The organism is Euzebyella saccharophila (assembly GCF_014855495.1).
In the GTDB taxonomy this organism is placed as follows: Bacteria; Bacteroidota; Bacteroidia; order Flavobacteriales; family Flavobacteriaceae; genus Euzebyella; species Euzebyella saccharophila.
Genome location: NZ_JACYFJ010000001.1, coordinates 569,207 through 587,114, shown reverse-complemented (window position 1 = coordinate 587,114; position 17,908 = coordinate 569,207). Strand labels below are relative to the sequence as shown.

The 17,908-nt window shown below is 40.1% G+C and carries 14 protein-coding genes and 1 tRNA gene; 5 read left to right on the top strand and 10 right to left on the bottom strand.

Features of this window, described 5'->3' with window-relative positions:
* Nucleotides 1-27 precede the first annotated feature (27 nt).
* From IL355_RS02380 to IL355_RS02355, 6 genes are all read right to left on the bottom strand, one after another.
* A complete protein-coding gene (locus IL355_RS02380; protein WP_192460600.1) occupies nt 28-1,659 on the bottom strand; it encodes a S41 family peptidase in 1,632 nt (543 codons plus the stop codon).
* Between the two features lie 75 nt (nt 1,660-1,734).
* On the bottom strand, nt 1,735-2,127 hold the full coding sequence (gene rnpA / locus IL355_RS02375; RefSeq protein ID WP_192460599.1) for a ribonuclease P protein component: 393 nt from the start codon (nt 2,125-2,127) through the stop codon (nt 1,735-1,737).
* Nucleotides 2,128-2,210: 83 nt separating this feature from the next.
* Complete coding sequence (locus IL355_RS02370; protein WP_192460598.1) at nt 2,211-4,070, bottom strand: M1 family metallopeptidase; 1,860 nt, start codon at nt 4,068-4,070, stop codon at nt 2,211-2,213.
* Nucleotides 4,071-4,115: 45 nt separating this feature from the next.
* Nucleotides 4,116-5,747 carry a S8 family peptidase gene (locus tag IL355_RS02365; protein WP_192460597.1) on the bottom strand — a complete coding sequence of 544 codons (1,632 nt, stop codon included), beginning with the start codon at nt 5,745-5,747 and terminating at the stop codon, nt 4,116-4,118.
* 15 nt (nt 5,748-5,762) lie between these two features.
* Entirely contained in the window at nt 5,763-6,665 is a 903-nt protein-coding gene (locus IL355_RS02360; protein ID WP_192460596.1) for an SMP-30/gluconolactonase/LRE family protein, read from the bottom strand.
* A complete protein-coding gene (locus tag IL355_RS02355; protein WP_192460595.1) occupies nt 6,646-7,509 on the bottom strand; it encodes an MBL fold metallo-hydrolase in 864 nt (287 codons plus the stop codon). The genes IL355_RS02360 and IL355_RS02355 overlap by 20 nt, the downstream gene beginning before the upstream one ends.
* Nucleotides 7,510-7,715: 206 nt before the next feature.
* Here IL355_RS02355 and IL355_RS02350 point away from each other — a divergent pair, with 206 nt between their 5' ends.
* Entirely contained in the window at nt 7,716-9,569 is a 1,854-nt protein-coding gene (locus IL355_RS02350; protein ID WP_192460594.1) for a cation:proton antiporter, read from the top strand.
* Here the strand turns inward: IL355_RS02350 and IL355_RS02345 are convergent.
* Complete coding sequence (locus tag IL355_RS02345; RefSeq protein WP_192460593.1) at nt 9,566-9,799, bottom strand: GTP-binding protein LepA; 234 nt, start codon at nt 9,797-9,799, stop codon at nt 9,566-9,568. The two genes, IL355_RS02350 and IL355_RS02345, sit on opposite strands and share 4 nt — an antisense overlap.
* A gap of 238 nt (nt 9,800-10,037) precedes the next feature.
* Nucleotides 10,038-11,834, bottom strand: a complete 1,797-nt coding sequence (lepA, locus tag IL355_RS02340) for a translation elongation factor 4 (protein ID WP_192460592.1) — start codon at nt 11,832-11,834, stop codon at nt 10,038-10,040.
* A 274-nt stretch (nt 11,835-12,108) separates the two neighbouring features.
* Here lepA and IL355_RS02335 point away from each other — a divergent pair, with 274 nt between their 5' ends.
* Both IL355_RS02335 and dusB read left to right on the top strand, forming a co-directional pair.
* Nucleotides 12,109-14,508: an outer membrane beta-barrel protein gene (locus IL355_RS02335; RefSeq protein WP_192460591.1), complete on the top strand. Its 2,400-nt coding sequence runs from the start codon at nt 12,109-12,111 to the stop codon at nt 14,506-14,508.
* Between the two features lie 99 nt (nt 14,509-14,607).
* Nucleotides 14,608-15,603: a tRNA dihydrouridine synthase DusB gene (gene dusB, locus IL355_RS02330; RefSeq protein ID WP_192460590.1), complete on the top strand. Its 996-nt coding sequence runs from the start codon at nt 14,608-14,610 to the stop codon at nt 15,601-15,603.
* On the opposite strand, the gene IL355_RS02325 is transcribed toward dusB, so the two are convergent.
* Entirely contained in the window at nt 15,600-16,790 is a 1,191-nt protein-coding gene (locus IL355_RS02325) for an ABC transporter permease (protein WP_192460589.1), read from the bottom strand. The genes dusB and IL355_RS02325 overlap by 4 nt on opposite strands.
* Nucleotides 16,791-16,792: 2 nt before the next feature.
* Nucleotides 16,793-17,185, bottom strand: a complete 393-nt coding sequence (rbfA, locus tag IL355_RS02320; protein ID WP_192460588.1) for a 30S ribosome-binding factor RbfA — start codon at nt 17,183-17,185, stop codon at nt 16,793-16,795.
* Between the two features lie 72 nt (nt 17,186-17,257).
* Here rbfA and mce point away from each other — a divergent pair, with 72 nt between their 5' ends.
* Together mce and IL355_RS02310 are read left to right on the top strand one after the other, a co-directional pair.
* Nucleotides 17,258-17,668 carry a methylmalonyl-CoA epimerase gene (gene mce / locus IL355_RS02315; protein ID WP_192461324.1) on the top strand — a complete coding sequence of 137 codons (411 nt, stop codon included), beginning with the start codon at nt 17,258-17,260 and terminating at the stop codon, nt 17,666-17,668.
* A gap of 116 nt (nt 17,669-17,784) precedes the next feature.
* A tRNA-Ile gene (locus IL355_RS02310) sits at nt 17,785-17,858 on the top strand.
* Nucleotides 17,859-17,908 lie beyond the last annotated feature (50 nt).

Genomic DNA, 17,908 nt, shown 5'->3' with positions numbered 1-17,908 from the left:
TGTTACCAATAATCCAAATACCGAAGTTTATTTCAAAATATTGAAATACTCATTTTCGTTGGCCAACAATTCTGTGGCCGAGGTAATGGCTTCATCATTGTTTAGATAGTAATCATACAATCCCTCCCTATAGAAATAACGCTTGACGATTTCGTCTTCCAACTTACTTTTTATTTCCTTTTTATAGTCTTCCAAAGCAGCAATCTTGCTTTGCTCTATATCTTGAAGAAGGGCTTCAAAATCGCTTTCGATAGTGGGGTTAAAAATGACCTCTTCACGATCGGTCATAGCTGCCTTTAGTGTTTTTTCCGTTTTAGTTTCAAAAGAAAAATCACTTTTGGACACATAGTTCTTAAAGTCTTGATAGTCCGACTCAGTGAAAGTGAAATCCCCCATTTTGGCTACTGTATGATTGTAATAATAATCCGTAGCATAATCGAAAATAATGTGATTGTTCAAAAGGGCGGTGGTCAATTCATTTGCTTTCGCCGATGTAATCTCCACATCTGGTAGTATACCACCACCATCTTGTACTTTACGGCCGTTGCGCGTGGTAAAATCGTTGAATTTTGTTTTCTTCACGGCATTGCCGTCTTCGTCCCTGTTCCAATAGTCCAAGGATTGAATACACCTGCCCGAAGGTGTATAATAACGGCTTATGGTCACCTTTAACTGTGTGCCGTAAGTAAGTTTTAACGGCCTCTGTACCAACCCCTTACCAAAACTTCTGGCTCCCATGATTACCGCACGGTCCAAGTCTTGTAATCCCCCGGATACAATTTCACTGGCGGATGCACTGCTGCCATTTACAAGAACGACCAATGGTATTTCTGTATCTACAGGCTGGTTTTTTGTGCGGTATTCCCTATTGAATTTTTTAACCTTCGATTTTGTAGTAACGATCAACTCCCCTTTTTCCACAAATAGATTGGTTACATTGATAGCTTCAGAGAGCAAGCCGCCTGGATTGCTACGTAAATCTAAAATGATTTTTTCCGCCCCTTTCCCTTTTAAGTCTTCCAAAGCGGATTCTGTTTGGCTAGAAGCTTTTGCATTGAACTTGGCCAAAACTATGTAACCCGTATTATCGTCTATCATTTTATAATAGGGAACAGCATCCACCTCCACGGCACCACGGGTGATTACCGCAGTTTTTGTTTCGCCCTGTCTATTGAACGTTACCTCAACAGACGTATCATTGGCTCCTTTAAGCAACTCACTGGCGTTATCGTGAAATTTGGCCACATCTATGTCGCCAATTTTTAAAATCTCATCTCCGGCCTTTAAACCGGCCTTATCTGCGGGGTACCCCTTATAAGGCTCAACTATCAGCAACTTATCGTCAAAAGAACGCACCAATGCTCCAATACCAGAGTACTCGCCGGCATTATTGATTCGATAGGACTCCACATCCTGTTCGTTTAAAAACTTGGTATAGGGATCCAAATCATCCAACATGTTCTTAATGGCGGTATCCATTAATTCTGCAGGATTGGTCTCATCTACGTAATTCATGTTCAATTCCTTGAACAAGGTGGTGAAAATCTCTATTTGTTTAGCAATTTCAAAAAAATCGCTTTTAACAAATCCTGTTCCCACCACAAATACGGATAAAGCGAATATGGGAATGAGTATTCTTTTCTTTACTGAAGCCTTCATTCTTAAAATGGTATTTTGAAGAAATTATGTTTGGTTCCTTACTGCCCCGGAAACCCCGATTTTTAAACCGATTAATCAACCTTTGATTCTTCCTTCTGCATCCAGAAATTTGACTAATGTCTTTTTCATGGCATGCTCAGTCTCCATAAAGTTAGGCATCTTTTTTCCAAGGTATAAAAATAGAAACGCAAAAGACCCTTCACTATTGTTAAAAACTTGGTGTTTGTTTAAACGGTAGCCTTCACGCATTAACCTTTTTACCCTATTGCGTTCTACAGCAGATTTGATGTTCCTTTTTGAAACCGCCACGGTCGCCTGAAATTTAACGTCTCTTGGCAAAGATGTTTTGTAATAGAAAAGTTTTATGGGAAAATTGGTCAAAGATTTTCCATTGGCAAAAAGATCTTCAATCAACTTTTTGCTTTTAAGCTTTTCGGTTCTGGGATATTTAAAATCCTTTTGGCTCAATGGTCGTATTCAAATAAAGCCATTGTTCACCTATTTAGGAAACAATGGCCTTTGTTAATTCTTCGCTTATTAAAAAGTTTTTGTTACTCCCCTTTTTGCCAAACGTTGTTTTCTTGGTCAATATCTGCCATTAACTGTGATGGGTCTATCATAACCGCTTTTACGTTTTCCACAGGTTTATCAATGGTGAAACTATAGGTAGGATACGCCCAAGGCCAATCTTCTAGTACCGTTCTTGTAAATTGAGGATAGGGGTTTTCCTTTTCTCCCCTCATCATACGAAGGGGCGCATAAAAAGTTTCTTGGGAACCGTCTTCATAAACGACCAAAATATCCAAGGGCATAGGCATTAAACCTTTTCTTTCCAAGTTTATCTGTGTTTTGCCGTTTACGCCCTCAATACCGGTAATGGCATAATCGATGGTATTGGTCGTTTGCGTCCAATCTGTCAAATACCAATCCAACTCCATACCAGATACCTTTTCTGCAATACGCTTAACATCGTTAGGAGTAGGATGCTTGAATTTAAATTCTTCATAGTACTGGCGAACCGCCTCCATCAATTTATCCTGCCCAATGATATAACCCAATTGGGAAAGGAAAATAGAACCTTTACTATATGCCGCTATTCCATAGGCGAAATTTAAATGGTAACGATCGGCATGGGTTGTTTGCGGTTGCTCCTTTCCTGAGCCTACTAAGTTATAATAACCCCTATAGGTGCCTTCAAACGGGTTTTGCTTGTTTTCCTTCATAACCTCGTTCATTGCCAAACTTGAAATAAAGGTCGTAAAGCCTTCATCCATCCATTCATGTTTGGATTCGTTGGTTGCCAAAACATGTTGAAACCAGGAGTGGGCCATCTCATGCGCGGTTACCCCTACCAAACTTCCAAATTTTCGCTCCCCGGTAATCAATGTAGACATGGCATATTCCATACCACCGTCTCCTCCTTGAATTACGGAGTATTGATTATAGGGATATTCTCCAATATTCTTACTGAAAAATTTCATCAACTCGGCCGTTTTTGGCTGAAGCTTTTTCCAATTTTCAATAATATCCTTATTGTCCTTGTATAAAAAGTGGAGCATAGGTCCATTTTCCACTTGTAGGGTATCATGTAAATAATCAGGGTCTGCCGCCCACATAAAATCATGAACCTTGGGAGCTTTAAAGTGCCATGTTAAGGTCTTTCCTTTTTGCTTTTTCACCTTAGTGCCTGGGGCCTCATACCCATGACCTATTTCTTGCGGATTTTGTAAATAACCACTACCGCCTACGGTATAATTCTTGTCTATGGTCAATTTAACATCAAAATCTCCCCAAACTCCATGAAACTCCCTAGCAATATAGGGGTCTGCATGCCAGCCTTCGAAATCATACTCCGCCAATTTTGGGTACCATTGGCTCATAGAGAGTGCAACTCCTTCTTCACTATTTCTACCGGACCTGCGTACCTGTAAGGGAACCTGCCCCCTAAAAACCATATCAAAAGTGGTTTTTTCTCCAGGAGGGATAGGCTTGGCCAACTCAACCACCAAAACCGTACCTTCTTCTTGAAAGTCTACTTTCTCGCCGTCCTGAAGCAAGGAAGTAGCGTGCAAGTAACCCATTTCCTCATCGGAAAGCGATGCTATCCTACTCTTCTTTTCTTGCGTCATCATCCTGCCGTCTGGATCTTGAATATTTTGTAGTCTAATATCCATCTCGCTTCCTGGCTGAAACGCATTAAAATAAAGGTGGTAATATACTCTAGAAAGTTCCTCCGGTGAGTTATTGGTGTAAACCAGTTTTTGTGTACCGGTGTATTGATAGTTATCTACATTCATGGTGACCTCCATGGTATAGTCTACATGTTGTTGCCAATAGGAAGCACTTTGCGCGGCAACAATGGAAGTAACTAGTAAGCAGAAGGCACTAAGAATTTTTAAAATCGAATGCATATAAATAAGAATAAAATTGCCCCAGCACATCTTGGGGCCTTGTTATTAAAGTTTTAATTTTCCGGAAGCCACCTTATCTGCCATAATCAATGCATTATAGGCGTTGACCATGGTACCGGCCTTTGAGATTTCCTCCAAGTTACCCGTCTTTGCACTGTCTCCCGCAAGAATAACTTTTGCTCTGGGGGTTAATCCAGATTCCAAGATAATTTTCTTTACCTGAGGGGCCGTTAGTTTAGGATATTGTGAACGAATCAAAGCCGCAACACCGGCAACTGCCGGTGCAGCCATTGAGGTTCCCCCTTGAAAGTCGTATTCATCACCGGGCATGGTAGAATAAATCTCGTCACCAGGGGCAAAGACATCTACATTAACTTTTCCATAGTTGGAAAAGGTTGCCAGCATCTCGGAACCGTATTTTGGGGCCAAGGCTCCCACTGTGATCACATTATCTGACATTTCTGGGCCATTGTTGACCTGGTCATTAGGAAAGTTAGGGTTGGCAGGGTCATCCAAATCCTCGCCAGAGTTACCCGCTGCATGCACGAAAAGCACGTCCTTGTCTGCGGCGTATTTAATGGCGTCATACACCCATTGAGCGTTTGGGGAGTAGCTTTTACCAAAACTACCATTGATAATCTTTGCTCCATTATCAACCGCATATCTGATACCCAAAGCAATATCCTTGTCATATTCGTCACCGTTAGGTACCGCACGAATGCTCATAATCTGTACATTGTTCGCTACGCCATTGGCTCCAAGTCCATTGTTTCTTTCCGCAGCAATAATTCCTGCAACATGGGTACCGTGACTTTCGTCCTTGGAACGACTTTGAGGGTTGCCATCACCATAATCCGTATCATTGATATTATATGGATCATCACCAACAATTTCTCTACCGTTAAAATCAACATTATAGTTGTAATTGGCCTGATCTGAAAAATAGTTGATGCCTTCCTCAATTTGCTCCATTACCTCTGGAATGGAATCTTCATAGGTCAGCATTTGGGTAAGGATACCAACATTTTGCTGCATATTTGGATCCGTGGATTTTATACTTGCCAAATCCTTTGCATTGTACGATTCTTTGCCCAATTCTTTTTTCACCGCTGCATCGGCATTTTTTACAGCTTGGAATATTTGCTCATACTGCTGTTTTTGCTGTAGTGCCTTGTTATATTCCCCTTCTACTTCGGCCTTTGCCTTAGACTGCAAAGCGGCATCTCCCAATTTTAATCGAACAATTCTAGCTACCTCCAGTTGTTCATTGTAAGAATCTCCTAAGAAGTTGTAGCCGTGAATGTCATCTATATAACCATTTTTATCGTTGTCAATACCATCCCCTGGCTTTTCATCTTTATTGGTCCAAAGTACACCGTCAAGGTCCTCATGCTCCAAATCCATTCCTGAATCTAACACGGCAACAATGACAGTTTCTCCTTTTTTGTTTTTTATTATTTCGGCATAGGCCTTATCAACACTCATACCGGGAATGGTATCTGAAACCAAATCCAGATGCCCCCAGTTCTTTTTTTCAGCATCGGATAAATCCGAAATTTTAAGAGGAGTAGTGTCTATATTTTCAATAGGGGTGGAAACTAAATTGGTAGCTCCGCATCCTACTAGTAAGGATGCCATGGTAAATCCTAGTACGGATTTTGATAAAACTCTAGTCATATAGATAAATTGAGATTAGTGTATTCGCTTATAAAAAGCACCTGCATGCAAGGCCGGAAATGTCTCTAAATTACCACGGTCTGCCATAGTTACATAGCAGGTTTTGCCTTTTTTGCCCCCAAAGGTAATGTTTGAGGGCTTTTTTCCCTTCAATTGCACCTCTTTTATGATTTTTTTATCGGGATTTAGGATGACGACAGTGCCTTTATCGTATCTGGTAATGTAGAGGTTGCCTTTCTCATCGCAACGCATGCCATCCATTCCGTAATCATCAAAAGATGCGAACATGGTCTTGTTGCTGATATTACCTTCATGGTCCAGATTATACCTCCATACCGTTCTCTGCACAGACTCGTTTACATACAGGTAAGCGCCATCAGGACTCACTTCTATACCATTTGTAGTACCCATCCCATCTTCCAACAATTCAATTTCATAGTTTGAATTTACTTTCCAAATGCTACCCGTACTTTCTGCCCAATTTGGGTCACTTAAAAAAATGGTACCACTAGGTGAAATAGCCAAATCATTGGGCTGGTTCATTTTCGCATTGTGCGCATGTACTTCAGGCGTTCTGCTTCCTTTTTTTATGATTAGAACATTATGGTTTACGTAATCTGCCACGTACATATTCCCTTGAACATCAAACCGAATGCCATTTCCTACGCTGTTTCCGGGAAGCTCGCAGAATATTTTCCCTTGGCCTACGTCATTTATAACACCAATAGTTCCCTCTTTTTGAAAGTTGACTGCGTAAACTGCACCACCGGCATCAACGGCAGGACCTTCCACTCCTTTGGTAAAAGACCATTCTTTTGTATAGTCCGTGCTCTTCAGTTGTTGGGTCTTACAGGAAAATAAGGCAATAAATAAAATACCAAACGGTACTAAATGGATCCTATGAATTGAAAAGCTCATGAAATGAATAAATTTGGTCTAATCTGGCCCCTTTTTCGGTCTGTTGCAAGGTACAAATTTCGTTATGTGCATCATGCTCAAAAAATAGGTAAAACTCATTTTCAAGGGCCTGGTCCAAAAATAGTTTCTTTTCTTCTAATGTTAGCAAAGGTCTTGTATCATATCCTATTACGTAAGGAAGTGGAATATGCCCTACTGTAGGTATCAGGTCTGCCATAAACACTACAATCTTTCCTTGATATTTAATAAAAGGAAGCATTTGCTTATCTGTATGGCCATCTACAAAAAGTATATCAAAACCCAATTCACTGTTTTTTATAAACTTTTCATCCTGTCTGTCAATAAAGTGTAACTGGCCACTTTCTTGCATTGGCAGTAAATTTTCCTTAAGAAAGGACGCCTTTTCGCGCGCATTGGGTTCGGTGGCCCATTTCCAGTGCTCCTTATTGGTCCAAAATTTTGCATTTTTAAAAGCTGGCTCATAACCAGTCCTATCCTTGTTCCATTGTATACTACCGCCGCAATGATCAAAATGAAGGTGTGTCATAAAAACATCAGTAATATCATCTCTATGAAAGCCGTGGCTGGCCAAAGAGCTATCCAAGGAGAGATCTCCCCAGCGGTAGTAATAGCCAAAAAATTTATCCGATTGTTTATTACCTAAACCCGTATCTATTAAGATTAACCGATCACCATCTTCGATCAATAAACTTCTGGCCGCAATATCTATAAGGTTTTTATCATCAGCTGGGTTGGTTCTTTGCCAAATAGTCTTGGGCACAACACCGAACATGGCCCCTCCATCCAACTTAAAATTTCCAGTTTCTATAGGGTAAATCGTCATTTCTAATTATTAAGGTGCATTGCAAATTAAGAAAAGGCCGTAGCACAAACAAACAACTACTACCATAGCTGTTATTGGGTCCAAATAAATACCGATGCAGCTAGCAACAAATGCAATTAGACAAGTACGGAACAAAAATTTAATAAGATAATTCTACCGTCTCTCTTCTGAATCAAAAATTACTATTTTTGGATAAATTGCAAGGCATGGTTGAATTAGCAGGAATTATAATTTTGGGCATTATAGCGCAGTGGGTCGCATGGAGATTTAAACTGCCTGCAATTTTACCTTTAATTTTGATAGGGTTACTGGTTGGGCCCTTTGCAACGCTCTATACGGAGGACGGCAGTAAATTAATTGAGCCTATCTGGAACGGCCAAAAAGGACTTTTTCCGGGGGAGGGACTTTACTATTTTGTCTCCCTCGCCATTAGTATCATTCTTTTTGAAGGCGGACTTACCCTAAAACGTGCTGAAATAAGAAACGTGGGCCCCGTAATTACCAAACTAATAACATTGGGTAGTTTGGTTACTTTCTTTGGTGCCGCAATCACGGCCCACTTTATTTTTGGATTGAGCTGGCAAATTTGTTTTCTATTTTCATCCTTGATCATTGTAACGGGCCCCACCGTTATTACTCCGATCTTAAGAAACATCCCCTTAAAAAAAGATCTTTCTGCCGTATTGAAATGGGAAGGCATCCTTATTGACCCGATTGGGGCATTGGCCGCGGTTTTGGTCTTTGAGTTTATAAGTGTTGGAGAAGGACAGGCATACACCTTGACCGCCCTCATTGAATTCGGTAAAATACTACTTTTCGGATTTACGTTTGGCTTCACCTTTGCCCACGCCCTTACCTTTGTAATTAAAAGAAACTTTATTCCACACTATCTATTGAATGTGGTTTCCTTATCCGTAGTACTTTTGGTATTTGTAATGAGCGATGTTTTTGCCCATGAATCAGGTTTATTGGCGGTAGTAATTATGGGGATGGTCATGGGAAATACAGATTTGCCCAATATAAAAGAACTGCTTTATTTTAAAGAATCCTTAAGCGTACTCCTAATTTCCATTCTTTTTATTTTGTTGGCAGCCAATATTAATATGGCCGACCTACAATTGATCTATAATTGGAATACCGCTATACTTTTCTTAATCATTGTGTTTGTAATTAGGCCCATTGGTGTTTTTCTAAGTTCAACAGGTTCTAATTTAAAGTTTAATGAAAAGTTGTTCATTGGTTGGGTTGGACCGCGAGGTATTGTTGCTGCCGGTATTGCGTCCCTATTTGGTTCCAAACTATTGGCCAAAGGTGAAGAAGGAGCTGAATATATAACTCCCCTCGTTTTCGTTATTGTTTTGGGTACGGTTTTATTGAATGCAACCACTGCCCGTATGTTCGCAAAAGCTATAGGGGTATTTTTGACAAAGTCCGAAGGCATTGTCATTATTGGGGCAAGCAAGGTTTCCAGGATTATTGCCGATTATCTGAAGAAAAACAAACGTCATGTTGTTCTTATTGACAATAACCAAACGAATATAGACAAGGCCAAAAAATTGGGTATTGAAGCTATTACCGCCAATATCTATTCCGATAATTTAACGGATAATATTGAACTGAACGATGTAGGATATCTTATGGCACTTACCGGAAACTCGGACATTAATAAATATGCCGTGAATAAATTCGGGAAGCAATTTGGAGAAAACGGTTCGTTTAGGCTTATTGATGCCGATGAGATGAACGACCCTGAAAACAATCCTAAGGAAGGGCTTTTCTCCCATACAGACGACTTTATAAAGCTTACCGAAACGGCCAGAAAATTTCCTGTTATCCATGAAATTGAATTAAAGGACAAAGAACAATATGAGGGGCTCATTGAAATAACAAAGGCCGAAGAGAATATTGTTCCTATATTCCTAAAAACTCCGGATGGGGATTTAAAAATAATACCATCCTTTAGTACGGATTTCAACGATATTAATGAAGGATGCCGATTGGTATATTTGGGAAAAGTATTGGAAGCCGATGACACGGATGATGAGCCAGAAGAGGATTAACCTCCAAAGGGCATTGCCTTTAACACTTCCACGGAAATATCGGCCAAGCCAATTTCCACAGTGTCTTTAGACTCCAAACGATAAAAGTGGATAGCCGCTTCCCTTTTAATTTTGTTCTCTAGAAGTTCTGCATCTATTTCCCCGCTTTCTTGTTGCCATATAAAAATGGAATGCTGTTTTACGGGGATTTTTATATGTTTTGCAATAAACTGAGCAATATAAGTTGTCATGGTCGAGCAAAAATAAATTTGAACAAAGCTAAAACTACCCTTGGCTAAAAAAATTGCCCGTTGTTGATAAGTTCCAATCTTTTCAAACCATATTTAAAAGGAAAGAAAAAACTTACGAAAATTCTAATCTGTTCTTAGTCAGTGAAAAATACAGGGATAGCTGAAGAAGACCTTAAATACGAAGGACTACTACTGTTTAAAATTTGGAATTCTTCTTAATAACCGATAAACGGAATTTCTAGTCGTTCAGCTTAAGAACGGCCATAAACGCCTGTTGCGGAATTTCTACGTTACCAACTTGGCGCATACGCTTTTTACCCTTTTTCTGCTTCTCCAAAAGCTTTCGTTTTCTGGAAATATCGCCACCATAACACTTGGCGGTTACATCCTTCCGTAAGGCTTTGATCGTTTCCCTAGAAATAATTTTAGCGCCAATGGCCGCCTGAATAGGAATATCAAACTGTTGTCTTGGAATGAGTTCCTTCAATTTTTCACACATCTTTTTTCCAATGTGATAGGAATTGTCAAAGTGAACCAAGGCGCTCAGCGCATCAACGTTTTGGGCGTTTAATAGAATATCTACCCTCACCAATTTAGAAGTGCGCATTCCAATTGGTGCATAGTCAAAGGAGGCATAGCCTTTGGAAACAGTTTTTAACCGGTCATAGAAATCAAATACGATTTCGGCTAAGGGCATGTCAAAGGTAAGCTCTACCCTTTCCGTAGTTAAATAGGTCTGATTGGTTATTTCACCTCGCTTATCGATACAAAGGGACATAACGTTCCCCACAAAATCGGACTTTGTAATTATCGTTGCCTTAATATAAGGCTCCTCCACCCTGTTCAAGGTAGATGGATCCGGCAAATCCGAAGGATTGTTAACTATAATGATATCATCCGGATTCTTATTGGTATAAGCATGGTAGCTTACGTTGGGAACGGTAGTAATTACCGTCATATCAAATTCGCGCTCCAGACGCTCTTGAATAATCTCCATATGGAGCATTCCCAAGAAACCACAACGAAAACCGAAACCAAGGGCGGCACTACTTTCGGCCGTAAATACCAAGGAGGCATCATTCAATTGTAATTTTTCCATGGAGGAGCGCAACTCCTCAAAATCTTCTGTATCTACCGGATAAATACCTGCAAAAACCATGGGTTTTACATCTTCAAAACCAGCAATGGCCTTTTCGGACGGGTTTTCGGTCAAGGTGATGGTATCCCCTACTTTTACCTCTCTAGCATCCTTAATTCCGGTAATCAAATAGCCAACGTCTCCGGTTGAGATTTTAGGTTTTGGATGCTGAACTAGCTTAAGGGTACCTATTTCGTCCGCAAAATAGCTCTTACCCGTGGCCATGAACTTTATTTTCTGGCCTTTTTTCAATTCCCCGTTTATAATTCTAAAATACGTTTCTACACCGCGAAAAGGGTTATATACCGAATCAAAAACCAAGGCTTGCAAAGGAGCCTCCGGTTCCCCTTTAGGTGCGGGAATACGTTTAATGATCGCTTCCAATATTTCCCCAATTCCAATACCTGTTTTTGCACTTGCGGGAATTACTTCCTCTGGGTCACAACCCAAAAGGTCTACAATATCATCCGTTACTTCCTCTGGGTTGGCACTAGGCAGGTCTACCTTGTTTAAAACCGGAATTATTTCCAAGTCGTTCTCCAACGCCAAATATAAATTTGAGATGGTCTGGGCCTGAATGCTTTGAGCCGCATCAACTACCAACAGGGCCCCTTCACAGGCGGCAATGGACCTTGAAACCTCATAGGAAAAGTCAACATGTCCGGGAGTGTCAATTAAGTTGAGCACATAGGTTTCACCTTCGTACACATACTCCATTTGAATGGCGTGGCTTTTGATTGTGATTCCACGTTCCCTTTCCAAATCCATACTGTCTAATAGCTGGTCTTGCTTTTCCCTTTCGGTAACCGATCCTGTAAAATCCAACAAGCGGTCTGCCAAGGTACTTTTACCATGGTCTATATGGGCAATAATGCAAAAGTTTCGAATGTTCTTCATAGCAATACGAACGGCGTTTAAGAGGGCAAAGATACATTATTTTATATCGATTTGACTAAAGAACAATTACTTGCATATATCTTTTATAGAATACATTCCAAATAGAATGTTTTAAACCACTTAGGTCTAATTTTTTGACAAATTCGAGCAAATGAATCCCCCGCTCAATCCCACTGTCTACGATGCATTATCCGTTTAAGGTGTAATATTAAGAATTTTTCTTTGTAGGTTTTTACGTATTTATCTAGCTTTGGGAAAGAACCTATACCACTAAGTGAGACATACGCTTTGCCCCTTTTTGTTTTGCTTGTTCTTTGTTATTTCAGCTTTTTCCCAAGATTTTTCCATCTCGGGAACTGTAGAGAATGAAGACCATGAGCCTATTTCCTATGCCAATATCATGTTGTTAAGCGTGAAGGATTCTTCATTGGTGGACGGGGGACTTACAAATGTCAATGGTGCGTTTGTACTCAAAGATATCTCCACCGGAAATTATATTATAAAAGCTTCATACCTTGAAAATGAGTCGGTTGCGAAATCGATTTCCGTATCAGCTGACCTCAATATTGGAGCGCTGCAAATTTCATTGGAGTCCCAACTTGATGAAGTGGTGGTTATAGGGGGCAAACCAAGAATTGAGAGAAAAGTAGACCGGCTGGTATATTCCATTGAAAACACGGCAGTTCAAGATCAGCAGATTTGGGAGGTTTTAAAGAATACTCCGGGTGTTATGGTCATAAACAACCAACTGAGCGTAAACGGAAGTAAACAAGTTGGTGTCCTTATCAACGGCAGAAAAGTTCATATCCCAGCCAGGGACCTCATAAATCTTTTATCCGGTACTTCAGCCAGTAATGTTGAATCTATTGAGGTAATTACGGTGCCCCCGGCCAAATACAGTGCAGAAGACCATGCACTTATTAATCTAAAAATGAAAAAGAACCTCATCGCAGGATATAACGGAGCCATCTACAATAGATATGCACAGGCAGTATTACCCAAACATACGGTGGGAATGGAGCACTACTTTAAAGGAAAAAAAATTGATTTTTCTTTCAACTACAGCTTTAGACATGATCGAAATATAACGCGCTATCAAGACATCACCAATTTCTTGGGTACTGCCCAAGAATCAGAATTATGGACGGCCAATCAGGAATTCATCAAAAAGCAAAAACAACACAATATTTCGGCCTTCTTGGATTATGAATTAAGTGAAAATAGTAAAATTAGTTTGTCTGCCGTCTCTCTTTATATTCCCAAAGTCAAGAGAATATATGATACGCAAACAGAAATTGTGGGCGACAGCCTATTCTCTGGATTTGATACCGATATATTGGGAAGTTCAGATTTGATCAATACTTCCTATTACATCGACTATGAACAGAAATTGAATAAAAAAGGAGCGCAATTATCGGTAAATGGCCACTATACGTTCTATGACAAAAATGCTGCTCAAGCATTGACTTCTAATTTTTTTGATTTGGATAATAATGTTGCCCAAGCCAATGATTTTACCATTAACACGGAGCAGTATATCAACATTTACAGCTTACAGACAGATTATTCATCCCCTTTGGGACAAAAAATGAAGTGGGAAACCGGTTTAAAATATGCCAATATTGGCTCTAAGAATTTAGTTTTACAAAGAGGTTTTGACTTGGAAACGCCCGGAATTGACCCGCAGGAAGCGGGAAACTTTTCTTATAATGAGTCCATTTATGCCGGCTATCTTTCCGCCAATGGCAAGTGGGATGCGCTGGTCGTAAAAATGGGACTTAGGGCAGAACATACCGAAACCAAGGGAAGCTGGAATTTGGGCTCCAGTACTACAAAAAACAACTATTTTAAACTATTTCCTTCCGCCTCCTTAAAATACACCCCCAACAACAACCACAGTTTTAACCTGTACTATTTAAGACGCATCACCCGGCCCAGATATGCCATTATAAATCCGTTTCAAATATTTCAAAGTAATTTCTCCACCGTTGAGGGAAATCCTAATTTGTTACCTTCTACCAACAGTTATGTTGCCGCGGGTTACACTTTAAAAAAGAAATATACCATTGAACTTTTCTACAAGAACGCCACCAATAGCCTAGGACAACTTATATTTCAAGACAATGATTTTAATTGGTTACGATTTGTGAACACCAATGTAGATAGGGATTTTGCCTATGGACTGGATTTTATAGTCAACAGGGATATCACCAAGTTTTGGGATTTTTACCTGCTCTCCAGTTTTTACCAACGTAAAATTCATTTTACGGATCTAGAGTCTAACCAACTAGTTAAAAATAATCAGTTCACCTGGTTTATGAGGGCAAACAATAACTTTACGTTCCTAGCGGATAAGTCGCTTACGGCCAACCTAAGCTATCGTTGGTTTGCGCCAGCAATAAGGAAAAACTCTTCGTATGAGGGGTATGGTGCCTTGGATTTTTCGCTTAGAAAGTCCCTTTTTGATAACAAGGCAAGTCTTAGTCTTGGTTTAGATGATATTTTTAACCAAGGAAACATCTTTAGCTCCCGCAACTATTTGGACCAAAATGGCAGCTCTTTTCAGCGTACGGAAAACAGGGTCTTTACCGTGGGGTTCAGATATAAATTTGGTAATTCCAAGATCAGAAGCAATAAAAAATACAAACGGGTAGAAGAACGGAATAGGCTGTAAACTACTTCTCCTTTTATTAATTAAGCTTAGACAATTACTTGATTAACTGCTATCCGCGGAAATTATGTAATTTTGCCCTCCCAAAAAAAGAAGAAAGCTATGCCCAAGATTGGTGATATTCAATTACCCGATTTTCCGTTGTTATTGGCGCCCATGGAAGATGTGAGCGACCCTCCGTTTCGCGCATTGTGCAAGGAAAATGGTGCCGATGTCGTGTATACGGAATTCATTTCTTCTGAAGGGCTTATTCGTGATGCGGCGAAAAGTGTCATGAAACTGGATATATACGAAAAGGAGCGCCCTGTAGGTATCCAGATTTTTGGGGCCAATTTAGATTCCATGCTCCAATCTGTTGATATTGTTGAAAAATCCAATCCAGATATTATTGACATCAATTTTGGCTGTCCTGTTAAAAAGGTAGTGAGCAAAGGTGCCGGGGCCGGAATTTTAAAGGATATTGACTTAATGGTTTCCTTGACCAAGGCCATGGTAGAACGCACCAAACTACCCATTACCGTTAAGACCCGCTTGGGTTGGGATGAAAACTCCATAAAAATTGTGGAGGTAGCTGAAAAGTTACAGGATGTGGGGTGTAAAGCGATTGCCATACATGGCCGCACCCGTGCACAAATGTATAAGGGAAGTGCAAATTGGGAACCTATTGCCGCAGTAAAAAACAATCCCAGAATGCATATTCCCGTTTTTGGCAATGGCGATGTAGACACTCCCGAAGCCGCCGTTAAGATGCGAGATGAATTTGGTTTGGACGGAGCCATGATCGGTCGCGCAAGTATTGGCTATCCTTGGTTTTTTAATGAGGTGAAGCACTATTTTAAAACTGGGGAACACTTGGCCCCTCCCACCATGGAAGAGCGGGTAGAAGCCGCTAGAAGGCATTTACAAATGTCTATTGATTGGAAAGGGGAAAAACTAGGGGTCTTTGAAACCCGCAGGCACTATACCAACTATTTTAAGGGGATTCCCAATTTTAAGGAATATCGTATGAAAATGGTTACCAGTGATGATGCAGCAGATGTTTTTGCCGCTTTTGACGAAGCGCTGGAAAAATTTGGCGATTATGAATTTAGCCACTAAGTAGACGCAATCAATTTTTTATTGATTCTACTGCTTGCAATTTTAGAGGCAATTATCCCTAATATTAAAATGGTCGCCAATACAATAACTACATTGATCCATTGATACTCCACGGGATAGGGCAAGCTGGGAGTTATTTTTAGCCACTCAAATGCCAATTGCGACCAAATCAATAAAGAGCCTATAACCACTCCAATAAATCCACCAATGCCGGTGACAAGCAGCCCTTGAACAAAAAAGATGGACCGCAATTTTTTAACGGTGGTTCCTAAATTATATAGCGTTTTCAGGTTTTGTTGCTTATCCAATACCATCATTATAATAGCGCCCACCACATTAAAAAGGGCAATGATAAGTACCAGGGTAAAAATGAGGTAGGTGGCTAAGTTTTCGGTATTTAACATTCGGTGCAAGGTACTATTTAGCTCCTGCCTGTCCAAAACCTTCACTTCATTTCCTAAAATATCGGCAATGTTCTTTTTTACTGAAATTACATCTGCACCCTCAAGTAATTTAAACCCAACCCCAGATACCTCACGGTCCGTTCTTTCCAACAGGTTTTGAACTGAAGGCAAATCGGCAAAAACGTATTTTTTATCCAAGTTTTCCTCAACACCAAATACGCCGCTTATAAAATAGGGTTTGGTCTTTAAATCATTTAGGGAGAGTGACCCCTTACCCGGTTTAAGGGCCATTACTACCAAGGCACTTTGGTTAACGGACAGGCCTAGAATATTTATAACCCCAATACCCGCAACCGCTTCCTCTTCGTTTATTCGCCAATTACCGTAGAGAATGGTACTATCCATTTCCGTTACACGGTTATAATTGGTATCTACACCCTTTATAAATGCAATATGACTTTTTCCTTGAAATTTTAAATATACCTTTTCCTCAAGCTCTTTGGTGTAACTTGCCACACCATCCAATAGCTTTAATTTGGCCTCCTGCTCCTCACTTAATGTGAAAACTTTTCCTTGAACTGGTTGTGCCTTTAGATCCGGGTCAAAAGTATTACTGAACTGAAGGCTAAAACCCTTTAATCCTGCAAAACCCGAGAGTACTATAAACAAAGCAGCAGAGCCTATTACGATTACCAAAAAAGTAATTAGGTTGATGATATTGATGGCATTCTGACTACTCTTGGAGCGTACGTAGCGCTTAGCGATGTACAGCGGAAAGTTCAACCCTATAGTTTTTTTCTTTTCTCCAACAATTCCCTGTTCTGTATGGGATCATCCTTTCCTTTTAGGGATTTTTCAATATTGTCCATATACTCTATGGAATCATCCAAATAAAAAAGAAGTTCGGGTACCCTGCGTAATTGGTTTCGGGTTCTTTGGGCAAGCTCATGCTTTATTAGAGGTTGGTTGGATTTTATACCTTCCATAAGCTCTGTTGCCTGTTTGTTGGGAAATATACTTATATAGACCTTGGCAATTGATAAGTCCGTAGTTACTTTTACTTTGGTTACGGAAATCAATGTACCCTGCAATCCTCCATCCTTTGCGGCACGTTGAAGAATATCTACCATATCCTCTTGTATAACACCCGCTATTTTTTTCTGTCTTTGTGTTTCCATTGGGCAAAAATACGCAGAATTAAATGTAAATTAGGAAGATATGAGCTTACAGCATAAAATATAATGGCAAATTTGAAAAAAATAGAGCATGTAGGTATTGCTGTCAATGACTTGGAGAAGGCCAATGAGGTTTACCGTAAGATACTGGGGGTTTCCCATTATAAAATAGAGGAGGTGGCCTCAGAGGGAGTCCTTACCTCCTTCTTTAAAACTGCGGATAGTAAAGTTGAACTGTTGCAAGCTACCCATAAACAGGGCCCTATAGCCAAATTCGTAGAACAAAGGGGTGAAGGAATTCACCATATTGCTTTTTTGGTTACCGATATCTACAAGGAAATTATCCGATTAAAAAAGGAAGGATTTGATATCATCGATGACTCCCCCAAAAAAGGGGCAGATAATAAATTGGTAGCCTTTGTTCACCCAAAATCCTGCAACGGGGTACTTATAGAGCTTTGTCAAGAAATTAAAAATGATGATTAAATCTTTCTTTTTTATAGAAACGAAGAACAAAATTTTGCGTAGTTGCCGTTTATACTTAAATTTGCGCTCATTTTCTGCCATAGTCCATCTTTGGCGATGACATTTTGAAAATGACCGGTCCTATAGCTCAGTTGGTTAGAGCACCTGACTCATAATCAGGTGGTCCCTGGTTCGAGCCCAGGTGGGACCACAGATGCAACGACAAGCCTTTCGAGAAATCGAGAGGCTTTCTTGTTTTGA

Coding starts and splice junctions, on each gene's coding strand:
- IL355_RS02345 (WP_192460593.1), bottom strand. CDS start 9,799: ATGACAACTTATATTGCTCAGTTTATTGCAAAACATATAAAAATCCCC.
- rbfA (WP_192460588.1), bottom strand. CDS start 17,185: ATGGAAACACAAAGACAGAAAAAAATAGCGGGTGTTATACAAGAGGAT.
- lepA (WP_192460592.1), bottom strand. CDS start 11,834: ATGAAGAACATTCGAAACTTTTGCATTATTGCCCATATAGACCATGGT.
- IL355_RS02360 (WP_192460596.1), bottom strand. CDS start 6,665: ATGAGCTTTTCAATTCATAGGATCCATTTAGTACCGTTTGGTATTTTA.
- dusB (WP_192460590.1), top strand. CDS start 14,608: ATGCCCAAGATTGGTGATATTCAATTACCCGATTTTCCGTTGTTATTG.
- IL355_RS02380 (WP_192460600.1), bottom strand. CDS start 1,659: ATGAAGGCTTCAGTAAAGAAAAGAATACTCATTCCCATATTCGCTTTA.
- IL355_RS02355 (WP_192460595.1), bottom strand. CDS start 7,509: ATGACGATTTACCCTATAGAAACTGGAAATTTTAAGTTGGATGGAGGG.
- IL355_RS02350 (WP_192460594.1), top strand. CDS start 7,716: ATGGTTGAATTAGCAGGAATTATAATTTTGGGCATTATAGCGCAGTGG.
- IL355_RS02370 (WP_192460598.1), bottom strand. CDS start 4,070: ATGCATTCGATTTTAAAAATTCTTAGTGCCTTCTGCTTACTAGTTACT.
- IL355_RS02365 (WP_192460597.1), bottom strand. CDS start 5,747: ATGACTAGAGTTTTATCAAAATCCGTACTAGGATTTACCATGGCATCC.